Genomic DNA, 15,452 nt, shown 5'->3' on the forward strand with positions numbered 1-15,452 from the left:
AGGTGTGAGGGCGGGGACCGGGCATTGGGGCAATCAGCGATTTTTTTCCCATTGATCATTGCTCATCGCCAGGCGAAAGCCGAGATGCGACATGGAATTCATTGGGTCCGCGCCCTGCCTGGCACTGGTTCGAAAGCTCGTGCAGTAGCTGTCGCTACATAGAAAGGATCCCCCTCGAATCACACGCTGCGGTGCGTTCGCGGTTACCCCGAGATCTGGGTCATAGCTGTCGGATGGGCCCACCGGGTTAAACACTACTTCACCCGCGGACTGACGCTTGAGCCCAACTTTAAACGCATCAGCACGATACCAATCGGCGACCCACTGCCAAACGTTCCCGGACATGTCATATAGCCCGTAAGCGTTAGGCCTGTAACTGCCTACCGGCTTGGTGCCGATCTTGAATTTGTTGCTGGCCCCGGACACGGGAAACGGTTGTGCCTCATTCCAGGTGTTGGCCATCTTTTCTCCATCAGGCGAGAAATCATTCCCCCACGCATAGTTCGCTTGTTCCAGTCCGCCTCTCGCGGCGTATTCCCATTCGGCCTCGGTCAGCAGGCGCTTATGAGCCCACGCTGCATACGCTTGTGCATCTTCGCGCGAAACCTGAACAACCGGATGGGTGTCCTTGCCCTCGATTGTACTGTCAGGGCCCAACGGGTGACGCCAGTCAGCGCCCGGGACAAATGCCCACCACTGACTGAAATCATTCAATGGGATGGGTCTGTCTGTGCCCACGAAAACCAATGCCCCAGGCACCATGACACTGTCATCCGGCTCAGGAGTACCCGGAGGTAACTGCACTTTCAGATCGTCCCATTCAGGTTTGCGTTCGGCGGTGGTGACGTAATGCGTTTCAGAAATGAAACGGGCGAAATCGGCATTGGTGACGTCGTAGCGGTCGATCCAATAGCCATCGAGTCGAACCTTGTGGGCCGGCCCCTCGTTGGGCCGCGCCTGCTTATGATCGCTACCCATCAAAAATTCGCCAGCAGGAAGCCAGACCATCTCCAGGGGGCCATTTTTTCCATCACCCAGTGTCAACGGTTCTGGACCGCGAAGGTGCTGATACACAGCAAAAGTCAGGCAGGCAGACACTATCCCGACTGCGACTAACGCGATGCCCAAGTGCTGTTTCCTGATAAGCATTTGCGCTCCCCTTATTTCAGGCTGCGACCATTGCTGAGCCTTCCTGGCATCAGGATCAGTTATAGGCGCCACGACTCTATTGTCAATGACCACTCAGGTTACGATCCGGGCGTTGAATTGACTGGCGAGAAAGAAAAATGGTTCTACACTCCAGAGCCTGGGGTGTGGGGGTTACAGGAGCTGGCCATGGCCAATGCAAGCTGGAATCGACCTTCATGGCTGCACACGCGAATCGGTGCAGGGCTGGCATTTGCCATGCTTGTGCTCTCGCCCGCCGACGCAGCGACTCCGCAAGTCAACGGTACGCCCGGTTCACCGAGCGCGACCACGACCATCGACGGCAGATATCTCCCGAACCCGCCCGCGGCATTCGGCGGCGTTATCAACCTCGATGCCACGACCTCGACGCCCTATTGGTCCCCGACCGTCGTACCGCCCAAAGACGCGCCGAATATCGTGTTGATCATCACCGACGACGTCGGCTTTGGTGCGCCCAGTACGTTCGGCGGCCTCATTCCGACGCCCACCATGGACCGCGTCGCGGCAGCGGGATTGCGCTTCACGCAATTCAATTCGACGGCACTGTGCTCGCCCACACGTGCAGCCTTGATCACCGGACGCAATCACCATTCAGTCGGCTTCGGCGTCATCACGGAAATTTCAACGGGATATCCCGGCTATAACAGCGTCATCACCAAGGACAAGGTGACCATTGGCAAAATCCTCAAGGACAACGGTTACGCAACTTCGTGGTTTGGCAAAAACCACAACACCCCGTCGTTCCAGATCAGCCAGGCCGGCCCGTTCGACCAATGGCCCATCGGCATGGGCTTTGATTACTTCTTCGGGTTCATGGGTGGCGAAACCAACCAGTGGCAACCGGGCAATCTGATGCGCAATACCACGCCGATCCATCCTTACGTCGGCAAACCGGGTTGGAACCTGATCACCGCGATGGCAGATGATGCCGTCAGCTACGTCAATGAATTGAACGCGCTCGATCCGAAGAAGCCGTTCTTTCTTTATTACGCGCCTGGCGGCACCCACGCGCCGCATCACCCGACGCCCGAATGGATCGCCAAGTTCAAGGGCAAATTCGACATGGGGTGGAACGCCGCACGCGACCAGATCTTCGCCAATCAGAAGCGCCTCGGCGTCATCCCGCAGGAAGCCAAGCTCACGCCTTGGCCGGACTCTCTGAAGAATTGGGACGAACTGCCGGCGGATGAGAAGAAACTGTATGCCCACCAGATGGAGGTCTATGCGGCCTACCTCGCGTACACCGACCATGAAATCGGCCGGGTGATCCAGGCGGTGGAGGACATCGGCAAGCTCGATAACACGCTGGTTATCTACATCAGCGGCGACAACGGCGGTAGCGCAGAAGGCACACCCAATGGCACACCGAACGAGATGACCACCTTCAACGGCATCAACGTACCGGTGGCCGACCAGATGAAATATCTCGACGTCTGGGGTTCGGACCAGACCTATCCGCATATGGCGGTAGGCTGGACCTGGACCATGGACACACCCTTCAAGTGGACCAAGCAAGTGGCGTCACATTTTGGCGGCACGCGCCAGGGCATGGCCATTTCCTGGCCGGATCGGATCAAGGATGCCGGCGGCATCCGAAACCAGTTTCACCACGTCATTGACATCGAGCCGACGATCCTCGAAGCCACCGGCATTGACGCGCCGCTCCAGGTAGACGGCATTGCACAAAAGCCCATCGAAGGCACGAGCATGGCTTACCTCTTCGACAAGCCGAATGCCGACAAGCCGACCACGCGCACCACGCAGTATTTCGAAATGCTCGGCCTGCGCGCGCTCTACCACGAGGGCTGGATGGCATCGACGACGCCCTACCGTGCACCTTGGGACATCACCGCGCAGCCGCCCAAGGACATCGTCAATGGCGTCAAATGGGAGCTGTACGACATCACCAAAGACTGGACGCAGAACGACGATGTCGCAGCAGCCAACCCTGCCAAACTCAAGGAACTCCAGGATTTGTTCTGGGTGGAAGCGAACAAGTATCAGGTGTTACCGCTCGACGCCTCCGGTTTCACCCGCGTCGTTGCGCAGCGCCCGAGCATCGTGGCCGGACGCACCGAGTTCAATTACCTGTCGCCAGTGACCGGCATTCTTCCAGGCAACGAGCCCAACATATTGAATAAGTCCTACGTCATTTCGGCTGACGTCATCGTTCCGCAAAGCGGCGGCGAAGGCGTGCTGGTGACGGACGGCGGCCGCTTCGGTGGTTATGCCCTCTACCTCCTGAAAGGCAAGCCGGTTTTCAGCTACAACCTTGAGGGCGTGGCGCAATTCCGTTGGGAAGGGACCGAGGCGCTTACTCCCGGAAAGCACGGCATCAGCTTCGACTTTAAATACGCTGGGCCGGGGTTCGGAAAAGGCGGCACCGGCGTGCTCTCGGTGGATGGCAAGCAAGTGGCGAGCCGTACGATCCCCAACAGTGTCCCGTTCGTCTTCGGCGTGGATGAAAGTTTCGACGTCGGCTCCGACACCGGTACCCCCGTCGATGACAAGGATTACCAGGTGCCGTTCGCGTTCACCGGCTCGCTGCACAAACTCTCCGTCAAGCTCGAACCGCCGCAGTTGAATGCTGCGGGCAAGGAGACAGCCCAGAACAAGGTCGGCAACAAAGACTAGGAACGCACGTGGGCCAACTCGCACGAGATAACCCGCGTCGTGAAAGCACACTTCCACCACCAAGTTCATTTGGGTAGTCAATGCAATAGACGTCTCTCGAGGAGAGCACTATGACGCACACGCTCAGACCACTGGCCGTACTGGCGACTTTGGTCGCGCTGGCCATTCCTGTAATGGCCGAGACGCAGGCCACCACCGAAATCCCCCCCGCGATCACCACGCCCGATCGCCTCGAGACTCGTATCGGCACGCTGGAATTCAAGGACGGCGCGCCGAGCGCAAAAACCGCTCAGGACGTCTATGACACCCTGGCCTTCACCCGTGGTATAGACGCGTTCATGAACAGTTTTTCGGGCGCCTCGGCCTATGCGGTTCGCGAGGGCTTCCACAGCATCGGGGCTGAGGACAACTCGGTGGTTATTTTCTCTGAGTTGATGGACTCCAAATCGCTCTTTCTTACCGCCAACGTCGATACGATCTATACGCTCGCGGTCCTCGACTTGACGAAGGGGCCGTTGGTGGTTGAGGTGCCACCGAAGGCGCTCGGCACGCTCAATGACATGTGGTTCGGCTGGATCATCGATATCGGCGCGCCCGGCCCTGATCGGGGCGAAGGAGGCAAATACCTGATCGTGCCGCCGGACTACGACGGTCCTCTTCCAGACAGCGGCTTCTTCGTGGGTCGATCGAAAACAAATCATGCTCTCTACGCCGTTCGCGCCTTCATGGAGAACAACGATCCTAAACCTGCTGTGGCCGAGATCAAAAAGTCGCTGAAGATCTACCCCTACACGCCGGGCGGATTTGGCACCAGCATTGCCACGGCACTCGAAGGCAACGTCAGGCTTGCGCCCAATCCACCGATACCGCCGACGAAGTTCGTTGAGGGGAGCGGCAAGTCATTCAATACAATCGCGCCTAACGACTTCACCTATTTCGAGATGATCGACAAACTCGTACAGCTGGAACCGGCCACCTCTTTCAACCCGGAACTCACTGGTCAGTTGGCCGCCATAGGTATCGTGAAGGGCAAACCCTTCAGTCCCGACGCCCGGATGAAGAAAATTCTCACCGACGCTGCGGCGGTGGGTAACGCGGCTGGCCGAGCGCTGAATTGGCGTGCCGCCGACTACCCTGGCTGGTCCCTTTATCCGAACTCGATGTGGGCCAACATGCTATGGCAAGGTGGCTTCGACTTCGAGACGCCGCCGCCGACGATCACCAAGGAAGGCTTGTTCAAAGCGCTGCCACCGACTGGCGCGCGGACCCTCGACTCACGCGCAGCCTTTTACTACGGCTACACCATGGATTCGCCGGGCATGATCATGCGACTGCCTAACGTTGGCTAGCAGTACCTCATGGGCTTCACTGATGCTGAAAAGAATCCCTTCGATGGCGGCAAGACCTACAAGGTGACCCTGCCGCCGAAGATCCCCGCAGCCAAATTCTGGTCGTTCACCGTCTACGACAACCAGACGCGGTCAATGCTTCAGACGCCGCAGCGCTACCCGCGCGCAGGCAGCCAGACTTACCCTACACCGACCGCCACTGAGAACGCGGATGGGTCCACGACAATCTTCTTCGGTCCTTCCAAGCCAACTGATGCAAAGCCAGGCAACTGGATTCAAACCATGCCCGACAAAGGATGGTTTACGCTCCTGCGCCTCTACAGCCCGCTTGAATCGTTCTTTACGAAAGAGTGGCGGCCGAGCGAGGTCGAACTGGTTAAGTGAGACTGACAATCTGTTTCAGCGGACGGCGCGAAGCGCCGCCGCTGCCAGTGTCTGCTATAGGTCCAAGTTGTGTAAAAACGGCATGGGCAACGTGGGCTATGTAGGCGCTGCCAATTTGCGATGCGTAGGTTTTTAGTTGCAGTTCTGACGGTGGCCGTATGGACAATGCCGAATCCTGAGCAATACTTCAGCTCACCATAATAAACGGTCGCGCAGTTACTTGATCGATAGCGATGAATCACGTAAGTGAGGGCATCATGCAGTCGAAAAAAACTCGCTGTCGATTACCGCCCTTGCACTGTTAACTCTCTTCTCCAGTGGGGGAGGTTTTGCAGGCGGACTCATGTTGTACGAGATCGCCACGGACAACACCGGGCTGGCCAATGCCGGCGCGGCAGCCAGGGCACAGGGCCCTTCGACCATCGCCAGTAACCCCGCAGGCTTGAGCTATCTGGCCGGCACCCAACTCAACGCAGGTGCTCAGATTCTCTTCGGCGACCTGGTGTTCGACCGAGACGGTGCAACCAATACTTCGGGTACCGGCAGCGGCAATGTGCTCGAGCCAATACCTGGCGGCAGTTTCTTCATCAGCCATCAGTTGGATGATCAATGGTCCGTGGGTTTCGGGTCCTATGGGGATTTCGGTCTCGCGGAAAATTACGACAACGACTGGTCTGGGCGTTATTTCGTGCAGAACGCCAGCATTGCGGGTTTGTCATTGGTACCCAGTGTCGCTTACCGCTTCAACGAGGAGTGGTCAGTGGGTATCGGCGTGAAAGCCATGTACGGCATGCTGAAATCCGAGGCCGCGATCGATCAGACGCCCCTTGGCCTGACGGATCGTGCTGACGGGCAATACGCACTGGGCGGTGGCTGGCAGATCTGCGAGCAGGCGGGGCAGGTGTGCAGCGGGGATTCTGGCGTACCCGTAGGCAGATACGCAAAGTCTTGCAGCTTTCAGGAAGTATTCTGTAAGGCACTTAAACACGGGCTGTGCTCCGTTATTTAACTACCAAAACGACGGGGCTGACATAGGCCAGAAATCAAACTCCCACGGCTGGACTCTTTTCCGCGGGACAGACTTGGAAAAGTCTAAATGCCAGTTTGGATCCAATCTGCTAGGATCTCTTCACCCGCCTGACTCTGGCTCTTTACCAGGCACGGATTGCCAGGCCAGAGTCGGGCGGGTTCTTGGCTACTCAGGCACATGGACAATGAGAAAAAAAACCGTATTCATCGCTTCGCTGGCTGTTTTATCGCTCATCCAGACATCACTGTCTTTCGCGGATAACGTCAACGGAAAAAACCTCTATTTACAGCGATGTGCCATGTGCCATGGAGCAGATATCAAGGGAACAGGCCCCTTGGCCAACAAGAGCAATCCTCCAACGCCTGACCTGACAACAACCGCTTTCAAAAAACGACTGAGTGATTACCCAGGCGTTATCGTGTCATCGATAATTCTTCGCCCAAACGGAGACTTGATTCTAAAAACCTTGCGCGAGAATGGCGTAAAGCTGTCGCCGCACGCATGGAGAGTTGAAGATTTCCGCGATTTGAATCAATACATGAGCACCGTGATTTCCAGAAATCGATGATGTCCAGAGGTGAGCTGGCTGAGGTTTTCATTGGCAGTCATCATCACCCGTCCCGTCGCCTGATCAGGCGAGCCCGGAAATGAAGACGCGCGCGGCACTGCCTTCGGTCGTTTCAATCGGATCAGTGGTGTCTGCACGCTGATCGCCAGCGTCCTCGCGGGTTGGCTATGGCAAACTACCGGATCAAACAGCACGTTCCTCATGGACGCATGGCTCGCCGCAGCCGCGCTGCTCCTGATGCTGTTCAAGAAAAATAATACGCTAGCAAACGTGGCTCCAGCAGCGTGCCGCAATTGGCCCTAAAAAGTTCTGCCCTCCCGGAAGACACTGCGTAGGCAGCCTGTTTCGCCCCCTACCATAACGGCGATGACCGGCTGCTTCTGTACTGACTTTCAACCTAAAATAAAAACGAATGGGGTGAGCAGCATGTCCGTACCTCAACAAACCCGATCGGAGAGCGCCAACGGCGGCCTGCAATCGGGACTCAAGCAACGTCACATGGCCATGATCGCCCTGGGTGGTGTCATCGGTGCCGGCCTGTTCGTCGGCAGCGGTGTGGTCATCCAGTCTGCGGGGCCCGCAGCCCTGGTGTCCTTTCTGGTCACCGGCGTACTGGTCATCCTGATCATGCGCATGCTCGGCGAGATGGCCTGTGCCCTGCCGACCGTCGGTTCCTTCTACGAATATGCACGTATGGCGTGGGCGGATCACAAGCAGACGAGCCAACTGGCCGGCTTCCTCACCGGCTGGATGTACTGGTATTTCTGGGTGATCGTCGTCGCCGTGGAAGCAGTGGCTGGCGCTTCGCTCATTCAGTTCTGGTTACCGGACGTACCGGCTTGGGGCATCAGCCTCACGTTGATGATCATTCTGACCCTCACCAACCTGTGCTCGGTCGCCTCGTTCGGCGAGTTCGAGTTCTGGTTTTCCTCGATCAAGGTGGCGGCCATCATGGTGTTCCTGCTGCTGGGCGGGTTGTACCTGTTAGGCATGTGGCCGACTGAAACCCATCACGGGTTGAGTTCGATGCTCAGTCACGGCGGCTTCATGCCCAACGGCATCGGCCCGGTGCTGACTGGCGCAGTGGCCGCGACCGGGTTCTATTTCGGCGCGGAGATCGTCACCGTGGCGGCCGCCGAATCGTCCGATCCGGTCCGCTCGGTGGCGCGGGCCACCAACTCGGTGATCACTCGCGTTCTGTTCTTTTACGTCGGCTCGATCCTGCTGGTGGTCACCCTGGTCCCTTGGGATTCGCCCGCCATGCTCACGCCGTATTCCAGCGCGCTGGCAGCCATGGGCTTCGACTGGGCTGCGCACGTGATGAACGCCATCGTGCTAACGGCCGTGTTGTCCTGTCTCAATTCGGGCATCTATGCGTCTTCGCGCATGCTGTTCGCACTGACCAAACGCGGCGACGCACCGCGCAGCCTGGCCAAGCTGTCCAAGAGCGGCGTACCGCGCCGGGCGATCTTCTTCGGCACGCTGTTCGGCTATCTGTCGGTGGTCATGTCGTACATATCGCCGGACACCATCTTCGCCTTCCTGGTCAACTCCTATGGCACCGTGGCGATCTTCGTCTATGTGCTGATCGCCCTGTCTCAGCTGCGCTTGCGAGCGAAGCTGGAACGCGAGGCGCCGGAGAAACTCAAGGTGCGGATGTGGTGCTATCCCTACCTGACCTACGTCGCCATCTTCGGCATGCTCGGTATCGTGACCGGCATGGCCTTCATACCCGATCAACGCATGCCGCTGGCATTGGGCGTCGTCAGCCTGGCGATTCTGATTCTGGCGTTCATCAGTCGCACCCTCTGGCGGCGGATCAAGGGCCTGCCGGAAATCGTACCGGTTAGCAGCTAGTCGTCAGGACTGAAAGGGATCTCAATAAAAGTCGCCGATTGGCGACTTTTTTTGTTTTCGGCGAATGGCATGTGTTCAGTGTGTTTTGATGCGGGGTAGGGGATGTCGCCTACCTTGTGGCGAGGGAGCTTGCTCCCGCTGGAGTGCGTAGCAGTCCTATTTTTTTTTGGGGCTGCTTCGCAACCCAGCGGGAGCAAGCTCCCTCGCCACAAGGTATTGTGATCACACTTGATTGATCGGTATTTCAGGCTCAGCAACGGCCCTTAAGCAGGCGCAGGATTTCGTCGAACACGGCATTGTCCAGGCTGCGCGACAGATCAAGCTCCAGGCTATTGCGATAGTAGGGGCTCAGATCCAGACCGACGCCGAGGGCATACAGCTCGATGCTGTGCTCCTGTTCGATCTGTCGTGCCACGTGCTTGAGGTGCAGGTCGAGGATGTCCTGCTGGTTGGTCTGGTGGGTCGCGCTGTCCATCGGGCAGCCGTCGGAGATGACGATCAGGATGCGTCGTCGTGCGTCGCGCTGCAGCAGCCGGTGACGCGCCCAGAGGAGCGCCTCGCCGTCGATGCCTTCGCGAAACAGATCCGACTTGAGCAGCGCGGCGATGGTTGGCCGGGCGCGGCGCCAGGACGTTTCGGCATCCTTGTAGACCACATGGCTCAGTTCGTTGAGCCGTCCCGGATTGGCGGGCTGGCCCATCGCGCGCCAGCGCTTCAAAGGGCGCCCGCCGTTCCATTGGCCGGTCGTGAATCCGAGGATTTCACTGCGTGCACCAGCCAGTTCCAGGGCACGACTGAAGGCGTCAGCCAGCAGGGCGACGTTGTCGATGTGGTTGCGCATGGAGCCGGAGTTGTCGATCAGCAGACTGACCAGGCAATCACTGTGCGGACGCTCCTGTTCGTGGCGAAAAATCTCCCGTTGCTCGGGGCTGATGATCAGGCGACTGAGGCGCCCGGCATCGATCTGTCCGTCGGTTTGGGCGAAGGCCCAGCCATCTCGACGAGGCGCCGACAACAGGGCGCCCAGGCGCTTGGCCAGGCGCGGCAGATTAAGGCCCTGACCCGCCAAACGGCGGTCGAGACGCTGGCGCAGTTCGCGCAACAATTCGGGCCGTACCAGGCTTGCTGCGTTGCGCTCGCAATCGTAGTCGCGGCTGAACACCTGATAGGTAAAGGCGTTGTTGCTGCCCCGTGGATTACCTTCGGCAGTGCCGCTGCTGTTGGCCTCACCCTCGCCATCCTGATCCACGTCGAGTAACAGGGCAAAGGCCAGGTGAGCCTTCTCGGTGATTTCCGAGACCTTGCGTTCGTCGTTCCCGAGCAATTCGGCATCCAGGTTCTCGATCAATTCCTGTGCCTTGGCGGCGATCACCAGGGCATGCCCGGAAAATTCCACCTGGTGATGGCGACAGCGACGCATCAGCCCGAAGGCCGCCCCGAAATGCCCCAGCAGGCTCAAGCGGGGTGCCTCAATCAGCATCTCCGTCTGTTCCCCGGCGCGGCCGCCACACAGCAGAATCCAGCTCATCTGCGCCAGGGTGAAGAGCAGCAGGCCGACGTGTCCCTCGGCCTGTCCAGCGTCAAGAAACTGCTGGCTCCACTGCTCGAAGCGCTGCAACAGATTGCGCCGCACACCGGGATGACAGTCGGCCACCAACGACTCGACGCGCAGTTGCTCAAGCAGTTCGAACACCAGCCGCGCGATGGGCTGCGCCGGAAGCACCTGGCGGACCAGGGCCGGATCGCTGTGTTTCAAACGCAGCGCCAGGCTGTCAGACACCCCGCGCCAGGCTCGACTCTCATCACGTTCCGGGTCTGGATGAAGGTGTGGCGCGCGCACCGGGAAGTGCCGTTCCTGCACTTCCAGACGGCCGCCGCGGTAACGAACGCGTGGCTCACCGGACAGTGCCCGCAGCGTCGCCGCACAGAGTTCCTCGAGTTGTTGCTGGCGTTTCTCGCGACGTGGAGGCGGGTTCATCGTGGTCTTCCTGTGCGGGTTCAGGCCAGTGCCAGCAGGGGGAACGCCGACTCGGTCAGCTCTTGGTCGAAACAGCGTTGGTAGTACTCGGCGACGACGGGCCGTTCCGCTTCGTCGCATTTGTTGAGGAATGACAGGCGGAACGCCAACGCCGGGTCGCTGAAAATCTCCATGTTCTCCGCCCAGGAAATCACGCAGCGTGGCGACATCAGGGTCGACAGGTCGCCGCTGGCGAAGCCTTGGCGCGTCAGGTCGGCCACCGCCACCATCTGCGTCAGCAATGGTTCGCCGTGTCGTGCTAGCAGGTGCGGCACCCGCGAGGCGACGATCGCGACTTCTTCAGCCTGGGGCAGGTAATTCAGGGTGGCGACGATGTTCCAGCGGTCCAGCTGCGCCTGATTGAGCACCTGGGTGCCGTTGTAAAGTCCGTTCAGGTTGCCCAGGCCAACGGTGTTGGCGGTCGCGAACAGGCGGAACGAAGGGTGCGGCAGGATCACCTGATTCTGGTCGAGCAGATTGAGCTTGCCGTCGCGTTCGAGGATGCGCTGAATCACGAACATCACATCCGGACGACCCGCGTCGTATTCATCGAAAATCAGCGCCATGGGCCGACGCAGGGCCCAGGGCAAAATACCTTCCTGGAACTCGGTGACCTGCTTGCCTTCACGCAGCACGATGCCGTCCTTGCCGATCAGGTCCAGACGGCTGATATGGCCGTCCAGGTTGACCCGGGTGCAAGGCCAGTTGAGCCGCGCCGCGACCTGTTCGATATGGGTCGACTTGCCGCTGCCATGCAAGCCTTGCAGCATCACCCGGCGATTGCGCGTGAAACCCGCGAGAATCGCCAGGGTGACTTCTGGATTGAAGCGATAGGCCGCGTCGATCTGCGGCACATGTTCGTCTGGCGTGAAAAACACAGGAACGCGCAGGCTGGAGTCGATACCGAACAACTCCCGTACAGGGACCAGGCGGCTGGCGGGTTCGAAGTTCAGGTCGGTCATGAATATCGCCTCGGGGGCCGGAAAGGAAGTCTTGATTCTAGGGAGGTGACCCGCGTTGGGGAGGGACCAGTTCCCGGCACCCGATGTGGCCAGTTGCAGTGACTGGCGCCACGGGTGGGCAGCGACTGGCCCTATGGTCCAGGGCGTTGGCGGCTAAGGATGGTCGCGCTAGTAAAACCCGTGGCGGTTGCCGCCGAACAACCTGGAGAGGTCAATCAGATGTCCGCCGATACCCTGACAATCAAGCTGGACCCGGAGCTCCTCGCACTCTTTCGCCGCTACGAGGCGCATATGCACATCACTCCGGAGTACTACATCGACGAACTGCTGGCCAAGACCCGGCCGACCCTGCAAGCAGTGGTGGAAGCGCTGGACGAAGCCGCTGGCGACCCCGAGGTACTGGCCAAGCTGTTTGGCCGCAGGATGGCCAGCCTGATGCAGCAGCAGGGCGAAAAGGTCAGTGCCTGAGACCGACTCAGCCGGGCTCTTTTTAGGCGCTGCCAAATACCTTTCAGGTGCTCCCTAATACTGTGGCGAGGGAGCTTGCTCCCGCTGGGCTGCGCAGCAGCCCCAATCAGGCGACTGCGGTCTTTCAGAAAAAACTCAGCGACCTTTTTGGGGCAGCTGCGCAGCCCAGCGGGAGCAAGCTCCCTCGCCACAGGTTCGGTGTGTGCTGCATAGGTTTAGTGTTCCAGAACCTCGTCCAGCGCCTGTTCGAAGGTGCTGACGGTGCGCTCGATATTGTGCAACTTGTCGAGCCCGAACAGACCGATGCGGAAGGTCTGGAAGTCGGCCGGTTCGTCGCATTGCAACGGCACGCCGGCCGCGATCTGCAGACCATGGGCGGCAAATTTCTTGCCGCTCTTGATCTCCGGATCATCGGTGTAGCTCACCACGACGCCCGGGGCCTCAAAGCCGGTTGCAGCCACGCTTTTGATGCCTTTGCCGGCCAACAGCGCGCGTACCCGGTCGCCCAGTGTCTGCTGTTCGGCGCGGACCTTTTCGAAGCCGTAGGCTTCGGTCTCTTTCATCACATCGTTAAAGCGTGCGAGGGCATCGCTGGGCATGGTTGCGTGGTAGGCGTGCCCGCCCTGTTCGTAGGCCTGCATGATCTGCAGCCATTTTTTCAGGTCACAGGCGAAGCTGCTGCTCTGCGTCTGCTCGATGCGCTCGAGGGCCAACGGACTGAACATCACCAAGGCGCAGCAGGGCGATGCGCTCCAGCCTTTTTGTGGTGCACTGATCAGCAGGTCGACCGCGCACTTCTGCATGTCGACCCACAGCGCGCCCGAGGCGATGCAGTCGAGCACGAACAGGCCACCCACCGCATGCACGGCGTCACCGACGGCGCGCAGGTAATCATCGGGAAGAATGATTCCCGAAGAAGTTTCAACGTGGGGAGCGAAGACAACGTGCGGCTTCTGCGCCTGAATGGCGGCCAGCACTTCGTCGAGGGGCGGCGGGGCGTAGGCGGCCTGGCGACCGGACTCGACCGGGCGGGCTTTGAGTACCGTGGTGGCAGCCGGGATGTTGCCCATCTCAAGGATCTGGCTCCAGCGATAGCTGAACCAGCCGTTGCGTATCACCAGGCATTGCCGGTCGCCGGCAAACTGCCGTGCCACCGCTTCCATGCCGAAGGTGCCGCTGCCGGGAACCACCGCAACGGCCTGGGCGTTGTAGACCTTTTTCAGGGTGCTGGAGATGTTGTTCATCACCCCTTGGAACGTCTGCGACATGTGGTTGAGCGAGCGGTCGGTGTAGACCACCGAGTACTCGACCAGTCCCTCGGGATCGACACTGGGATATAGCTTTGACATGGGTGACTCCTGTGGCAGAAATCTCATTGGTATCGACCCTGCCTCAAGCCTCGGCAAATGACAAGGTGGCCCGGGATCAAATTGCAGGACCTGCATACCAGGTCAGATCAGCGCTGGCAGCGCCTACTGGTGTACACCGACCCAATGTAGGAGCTGCCGAAGGCTGCGATCTTTTGATCTTGATTCACCGCTTGTTCAATCCCCGAGCAAGCGATCGGGGACGAACGCGCGAAGCTCAGTGCCCGTCATGAATCGGGCGATGCGCAGAGCTTAGCGGATCAGGCCGTCATGAGGAGGAGGTGCGCGGGGCAGCGCTTAATTCGGGCGTCATCTGCTCGCCTTTGCGCTGGCCGATCCACCGGGCGCAATAAGCACTGACGGCGCCCGCGAACAGTACGTAGAGACAGGTCGTCCAGGGTTGCCCGCCGCTGCTGCGCATCAACGCGGTGGCGATCATCGGCGTCAGGCCGCTGGCGAAAATGCCGGAGAATTGATAGACGAACGAGATGCCGGTGTAGCGCACTTTCGCGTCGAACAACTCACAGAACATGGCCGCCTCAGGTCCGTAGACTGCCGCATAAAAAATCCCGAAGGGCACCACAATGGCCATCCAGATCACAAACATGTCGCCCTGGCTGGTCATCATCAACCAGAACGCTGGAAACGCCGAGAGGGCGGTGATCAGCGATCCCCAGAAGTAAACGCGGGTGCGGCCAATACGATCGGACAAGGCGCCGAACATCGGGATGGTGAAGCACATCACCACCGCCGCGATCATCACCCCGATCAAGGCCTGGGAGCGCGGCAGGTTGAGGGTCTGGGTCAGGTAGCTGAGCGAGAATACGCCGAACACATTGAAGAACACGCCGTCGATGTAACGTGCGCCCATACCGGCCAATACGTTTTTCGGGTAGCGCTTCATCATGTCAACGAACGGAATGGCTGCTTCGGCGTTGGCCGCTTTGACCTTGGCGAACTCAGGGCTTTCCATCACATTCAGACGAATCCAGGTGCCAACGAACACCAGGCCTGCGCTGAGCAGAAAAGCGATGCGCCAGCCCCATTCGAGAAACTGCGTGTCCGTCAGGATGTAAGACAGCAACCCGACCACACCCGAGGCCAGGCACAAGCCGATGGCCAGGCCGATCTGCGGCAGGCTGGCGTAGAACCCGCGCTTGTGTTTCGGCGCGTACTCGAACGCCATCAGCACTGCGCCACCCCATTCGCCACCGAGGCCGATACCCTGGACGACGCGCAGCAGCAGTAGCAGGATCGGGGCCCAGATACCGATGCTGTCGTAACTGGGTACCAGACCAATCAGAAAGGTGGCCACGCCCATGATCATCATCGTCATGATCAGCATGCTTTTTCGACCAATCTTGTCGCCGAAGTGGCCGAAGATCACACCGCCGATAGGTCGGCTGAGAAAACCGACGGCGAACGTGCCGTAGGCCAGCATGGTGGAGACCAGGGGATCGTCGCTCGGGAAGTACAGATGGTTGAAGACGATGCCGGCGACGACACCGTAGAGGAAGAAGTCATACCACTCGATGGTGGCGCCAATGACACTTGCTATCACCACCTTGCGCACGGGATTTGGCGTGGACATCTCAGTATTCCTATTCTTGTATTTATAGGGAGGGTGA

The 15,452-nt window shown here is 59.4% G+C and carries 11 protein-coding genes and 2 pseudogenes; 8 read left to right on the forward strand and 5 right to left on the reverse strand.

Features of this window, described 5'->3' with window-relative positions; all coding sequences use genetic code 11:
• Positions 1-33: 33 nt before the first annotated feature.
• Positions 34-1,128: a formylglycine-generating enzyme family protein gene (locus ACA063_RS10605; protein WP_497665800.1), complete on the reverse strand. Its 1,095-nt coding sequence runs from the start codon at positions 1,126-1,128 to the stop codon at positions 34-36.
• A 207-nt stretch (positions 1,129-1,335) separates the two neighbouring features.
• Here ACA063_RS10605 and ACA063_RS10610 point away from each other — a divergent pair, with 207 nt between their 5' ends.
• From ACA063_RS10610 to ACA063_RS10640, 7 genes and pseudogenes are all read left to right on the forward strand, one after another.
• Entirely contained in the window at positions 1,336-3,822 is a 2,487-nt protein-coding gene (locus ACA063_RS10610; protein WP_497665801.1) for an arylsulfatase, read from the forward strand.
• 110 nt (positions 3,823-3,932) lie between these two features.
• Positions 3,933-5,171, forward strand: coding sequence for a DUF1254 domain-containing protein (locus ACA063_RS10615; protein WP_497665802.1), 1,239 nt, complete (start codon positions 3,933-3,935; stop codon positions 5,169-5,171).
• A gap of 9 nt (positions 5,172-5,180) precedes the next feature.
• Positions 5,181-5,555 carry a DUF1214 domain-containing protein gene (locus ACA063_RS10620; RefSeq protein WP_497665803.1) on the forward strand — a complete coding sequence of 125 codons (375 nt, stop codon included), beginning with the start codon at positions 5,181-5,183 and terminating at the stop codon, positions 5,553-5,555.
• Positions 5,556-5,898: 343 nt separating this feature from the next.
• Positions 5,899-6,415, forward strand: a pseudogene (locus tag ACA063_RS10625) (OmpP1/FadL family transporter); the annotation flags it as partial.
• A gap of 354 nt (positions 6,416-6,769) precedes the next feature.
• Entirely contained in the window at positions 6,770-7,153 is a 384-nt protein-coding gene (locus ACA063_RS10630) for a c-type cytochrome (RefSeq protein WP_497665804.1), read from the forward strand.
• A gap of 81 nt (positions 7,154-7,234) precedes the next feature.
• Positions 7,235-7,456, forward strand: a pseudogene (locus ACA063_RS10635) (hypothetical protein); the annotation flags it as partial.
• A gap of 123 nt (positions 7,457-7,579) precedes the next feature.
• Complete coding sequence (locus tag ACA063_RS10640; protein ID WP_497665805.1) at positions 7,580-9,010, forward strand: amino acid permease; 1,431 nt, start codon at positions 7,580-7,582, stop codon at positions 9,008-9,010.
• A 250-nt stretch (positions 9,011-9,260) separates the two neighbouring features.
• On the opposite strand, the gene ACA063_RS10645 is transcribed toward ACA063_RS10640, so the two are convergent.
• Positions 9,261-10,988 carry a cobaltochelatase CobT-related protein gene (locus ACA063_RS10645; protein WP_497665806.1) on the reverse strand — a complete coding sequence of 576 codons (1,728 nt, stop codon included), beginning with the start codon at positions 10,986-10,988 and terminating at the stop codon, positions 9,261-9,263.
• Between the two features lie 20 nt (positions 10,989-11,008).
• A complete protein-coding gene (locus ACA063_RS10650; protein ID WP_497665807.1) occupies positions 11,009-11,989 on the reverse strand; it encodes an AAA family ATPase in 981 nt (326 codons plus the stop codon).
• Positions 11,990-12,148: 159 nt separating this feature from the next.
• On the opposite strand from ACA063_RS10650, the gene ACA063_RS10655 reads away from it, so the two are divergent.
• A complete protein-coding gene (locus ACA063_RS10655; protein ID WP_497665808.1) occupies positions 12,149-12,457 on the forward strand; it encodes a hypothetical protein in 309 nt (102 codons plus the stop codon).
• A gap of 215 nt (positions 12,458-12,672) precedes the next feature.
• Here the strand turns inward: ACA063_RS10655 and ACA063_RS10660 are convergent, their stop codons facing one another.
• The gene (locus tag ACA063_RS10660; RefSeq protein ID WP_497665809.1) at positions 12,673-13,806 is read right to left on the reverse strand and encodes an aminotransferase class V-fold PLP-dependent enzyme; all 1,134 of its coding nucleotides are present in this window, start codon (positions 13,804-13,806) and stop codon (positions 12,673-12,675) included.
• Positions 13,807-14,092: 286 nt separating this feature from the next.
• Positions 14,093-15,415 (reverse strand): MFS transporter, encoded by a 1,323-nt coding sequence (locus tag ACA063_RS10665; RefSeq protein WP_162440494.1) that lies wholly within the window; start codon positions 15,413-15,415, stop codon positions 14,093-14,095.
• Between the last annotated feature and the right edge of the window lie 37 nt (positions 15,416-15,452).

This window comes from Pseudomonas sp. LBUM1643 (assembly GCF_059716215.1).

Excerpts from the sequence above, each read along its gene's own strand:
- ACA063_RS10655 (WP_497665808.1), top strand. The coding sequence starts at position 12,149 with ATGGTCGCGCTAGTAAAACCCGTGGCGGTTGCCGCCGAACAACCTGGA.
- ACA063_RS10640 (WP_497665805.1), top strand. The coding sequence starts at position 7,580 with ATGTCCGTACCTCAACAAACCCGATCGGAGAGCGCCAACGGCGGCCTG.
- ACA063_RS10665 (WP_162440494.1), bottom strand. The coding sequence starts at position 15,415 with ATGTCCACGCCAAATCCCGTGCGCAAGGTGGTGATAGCAAGTGTCATT.
- ACA063_RS10645 (WP_497665806.1), bottom strand. The coding sequence starts at position 10,988 with ATGAACCCGCCTCCACGTCGCGAGAAACGCCAGCAACAACTCGAGGAA.
- ACA063_RS10620 (WP_497665803.1), top strand. The coding sequence starts at position 5,181 with ATGGGCTTCACTGATGCTGAAAAGAATCCCTTCGATGGCGGCAAGACC.
- ACA063_RS10630 (WP_497665804.1), top strand. The coding sequence starts at position 6,770 with ATGAGAAAAAAAACCGTATTCATCGCTTCGCTGGCTGTTTTATCGCTC.
- ACA063_RS10660 (WP_497665809.1), bottom strand. The coding sequence starts at position 13,806 with ATGTCAAAGCTATATCCCAGTGTCGATCCCGAGGGACTGGTCGAGTAC.
- ACA063_RS10610 (WP_497665801.1), top strand. The coding sequence starts at position 1,336 with ATGGCCAATGCAAGCTGGAATCGACCTTCATGGCTGCACACGCGAATC.
- ACA063_RS10650 (WP_497665807.1), bottom strand. The coding sequence starts at position 11,989 with ATGACCGACCTGAACTTCGAACCCGCCAGCCGCCTGGTCCCTGTACGG.
- ACA063_RS10615 (WP_497665802.1), top strand. The coding sequence starts at position 3,933 with ATGACGCACACGCTCAGACCACTGGCCGTACTGGCGACTTTGGTCGCG.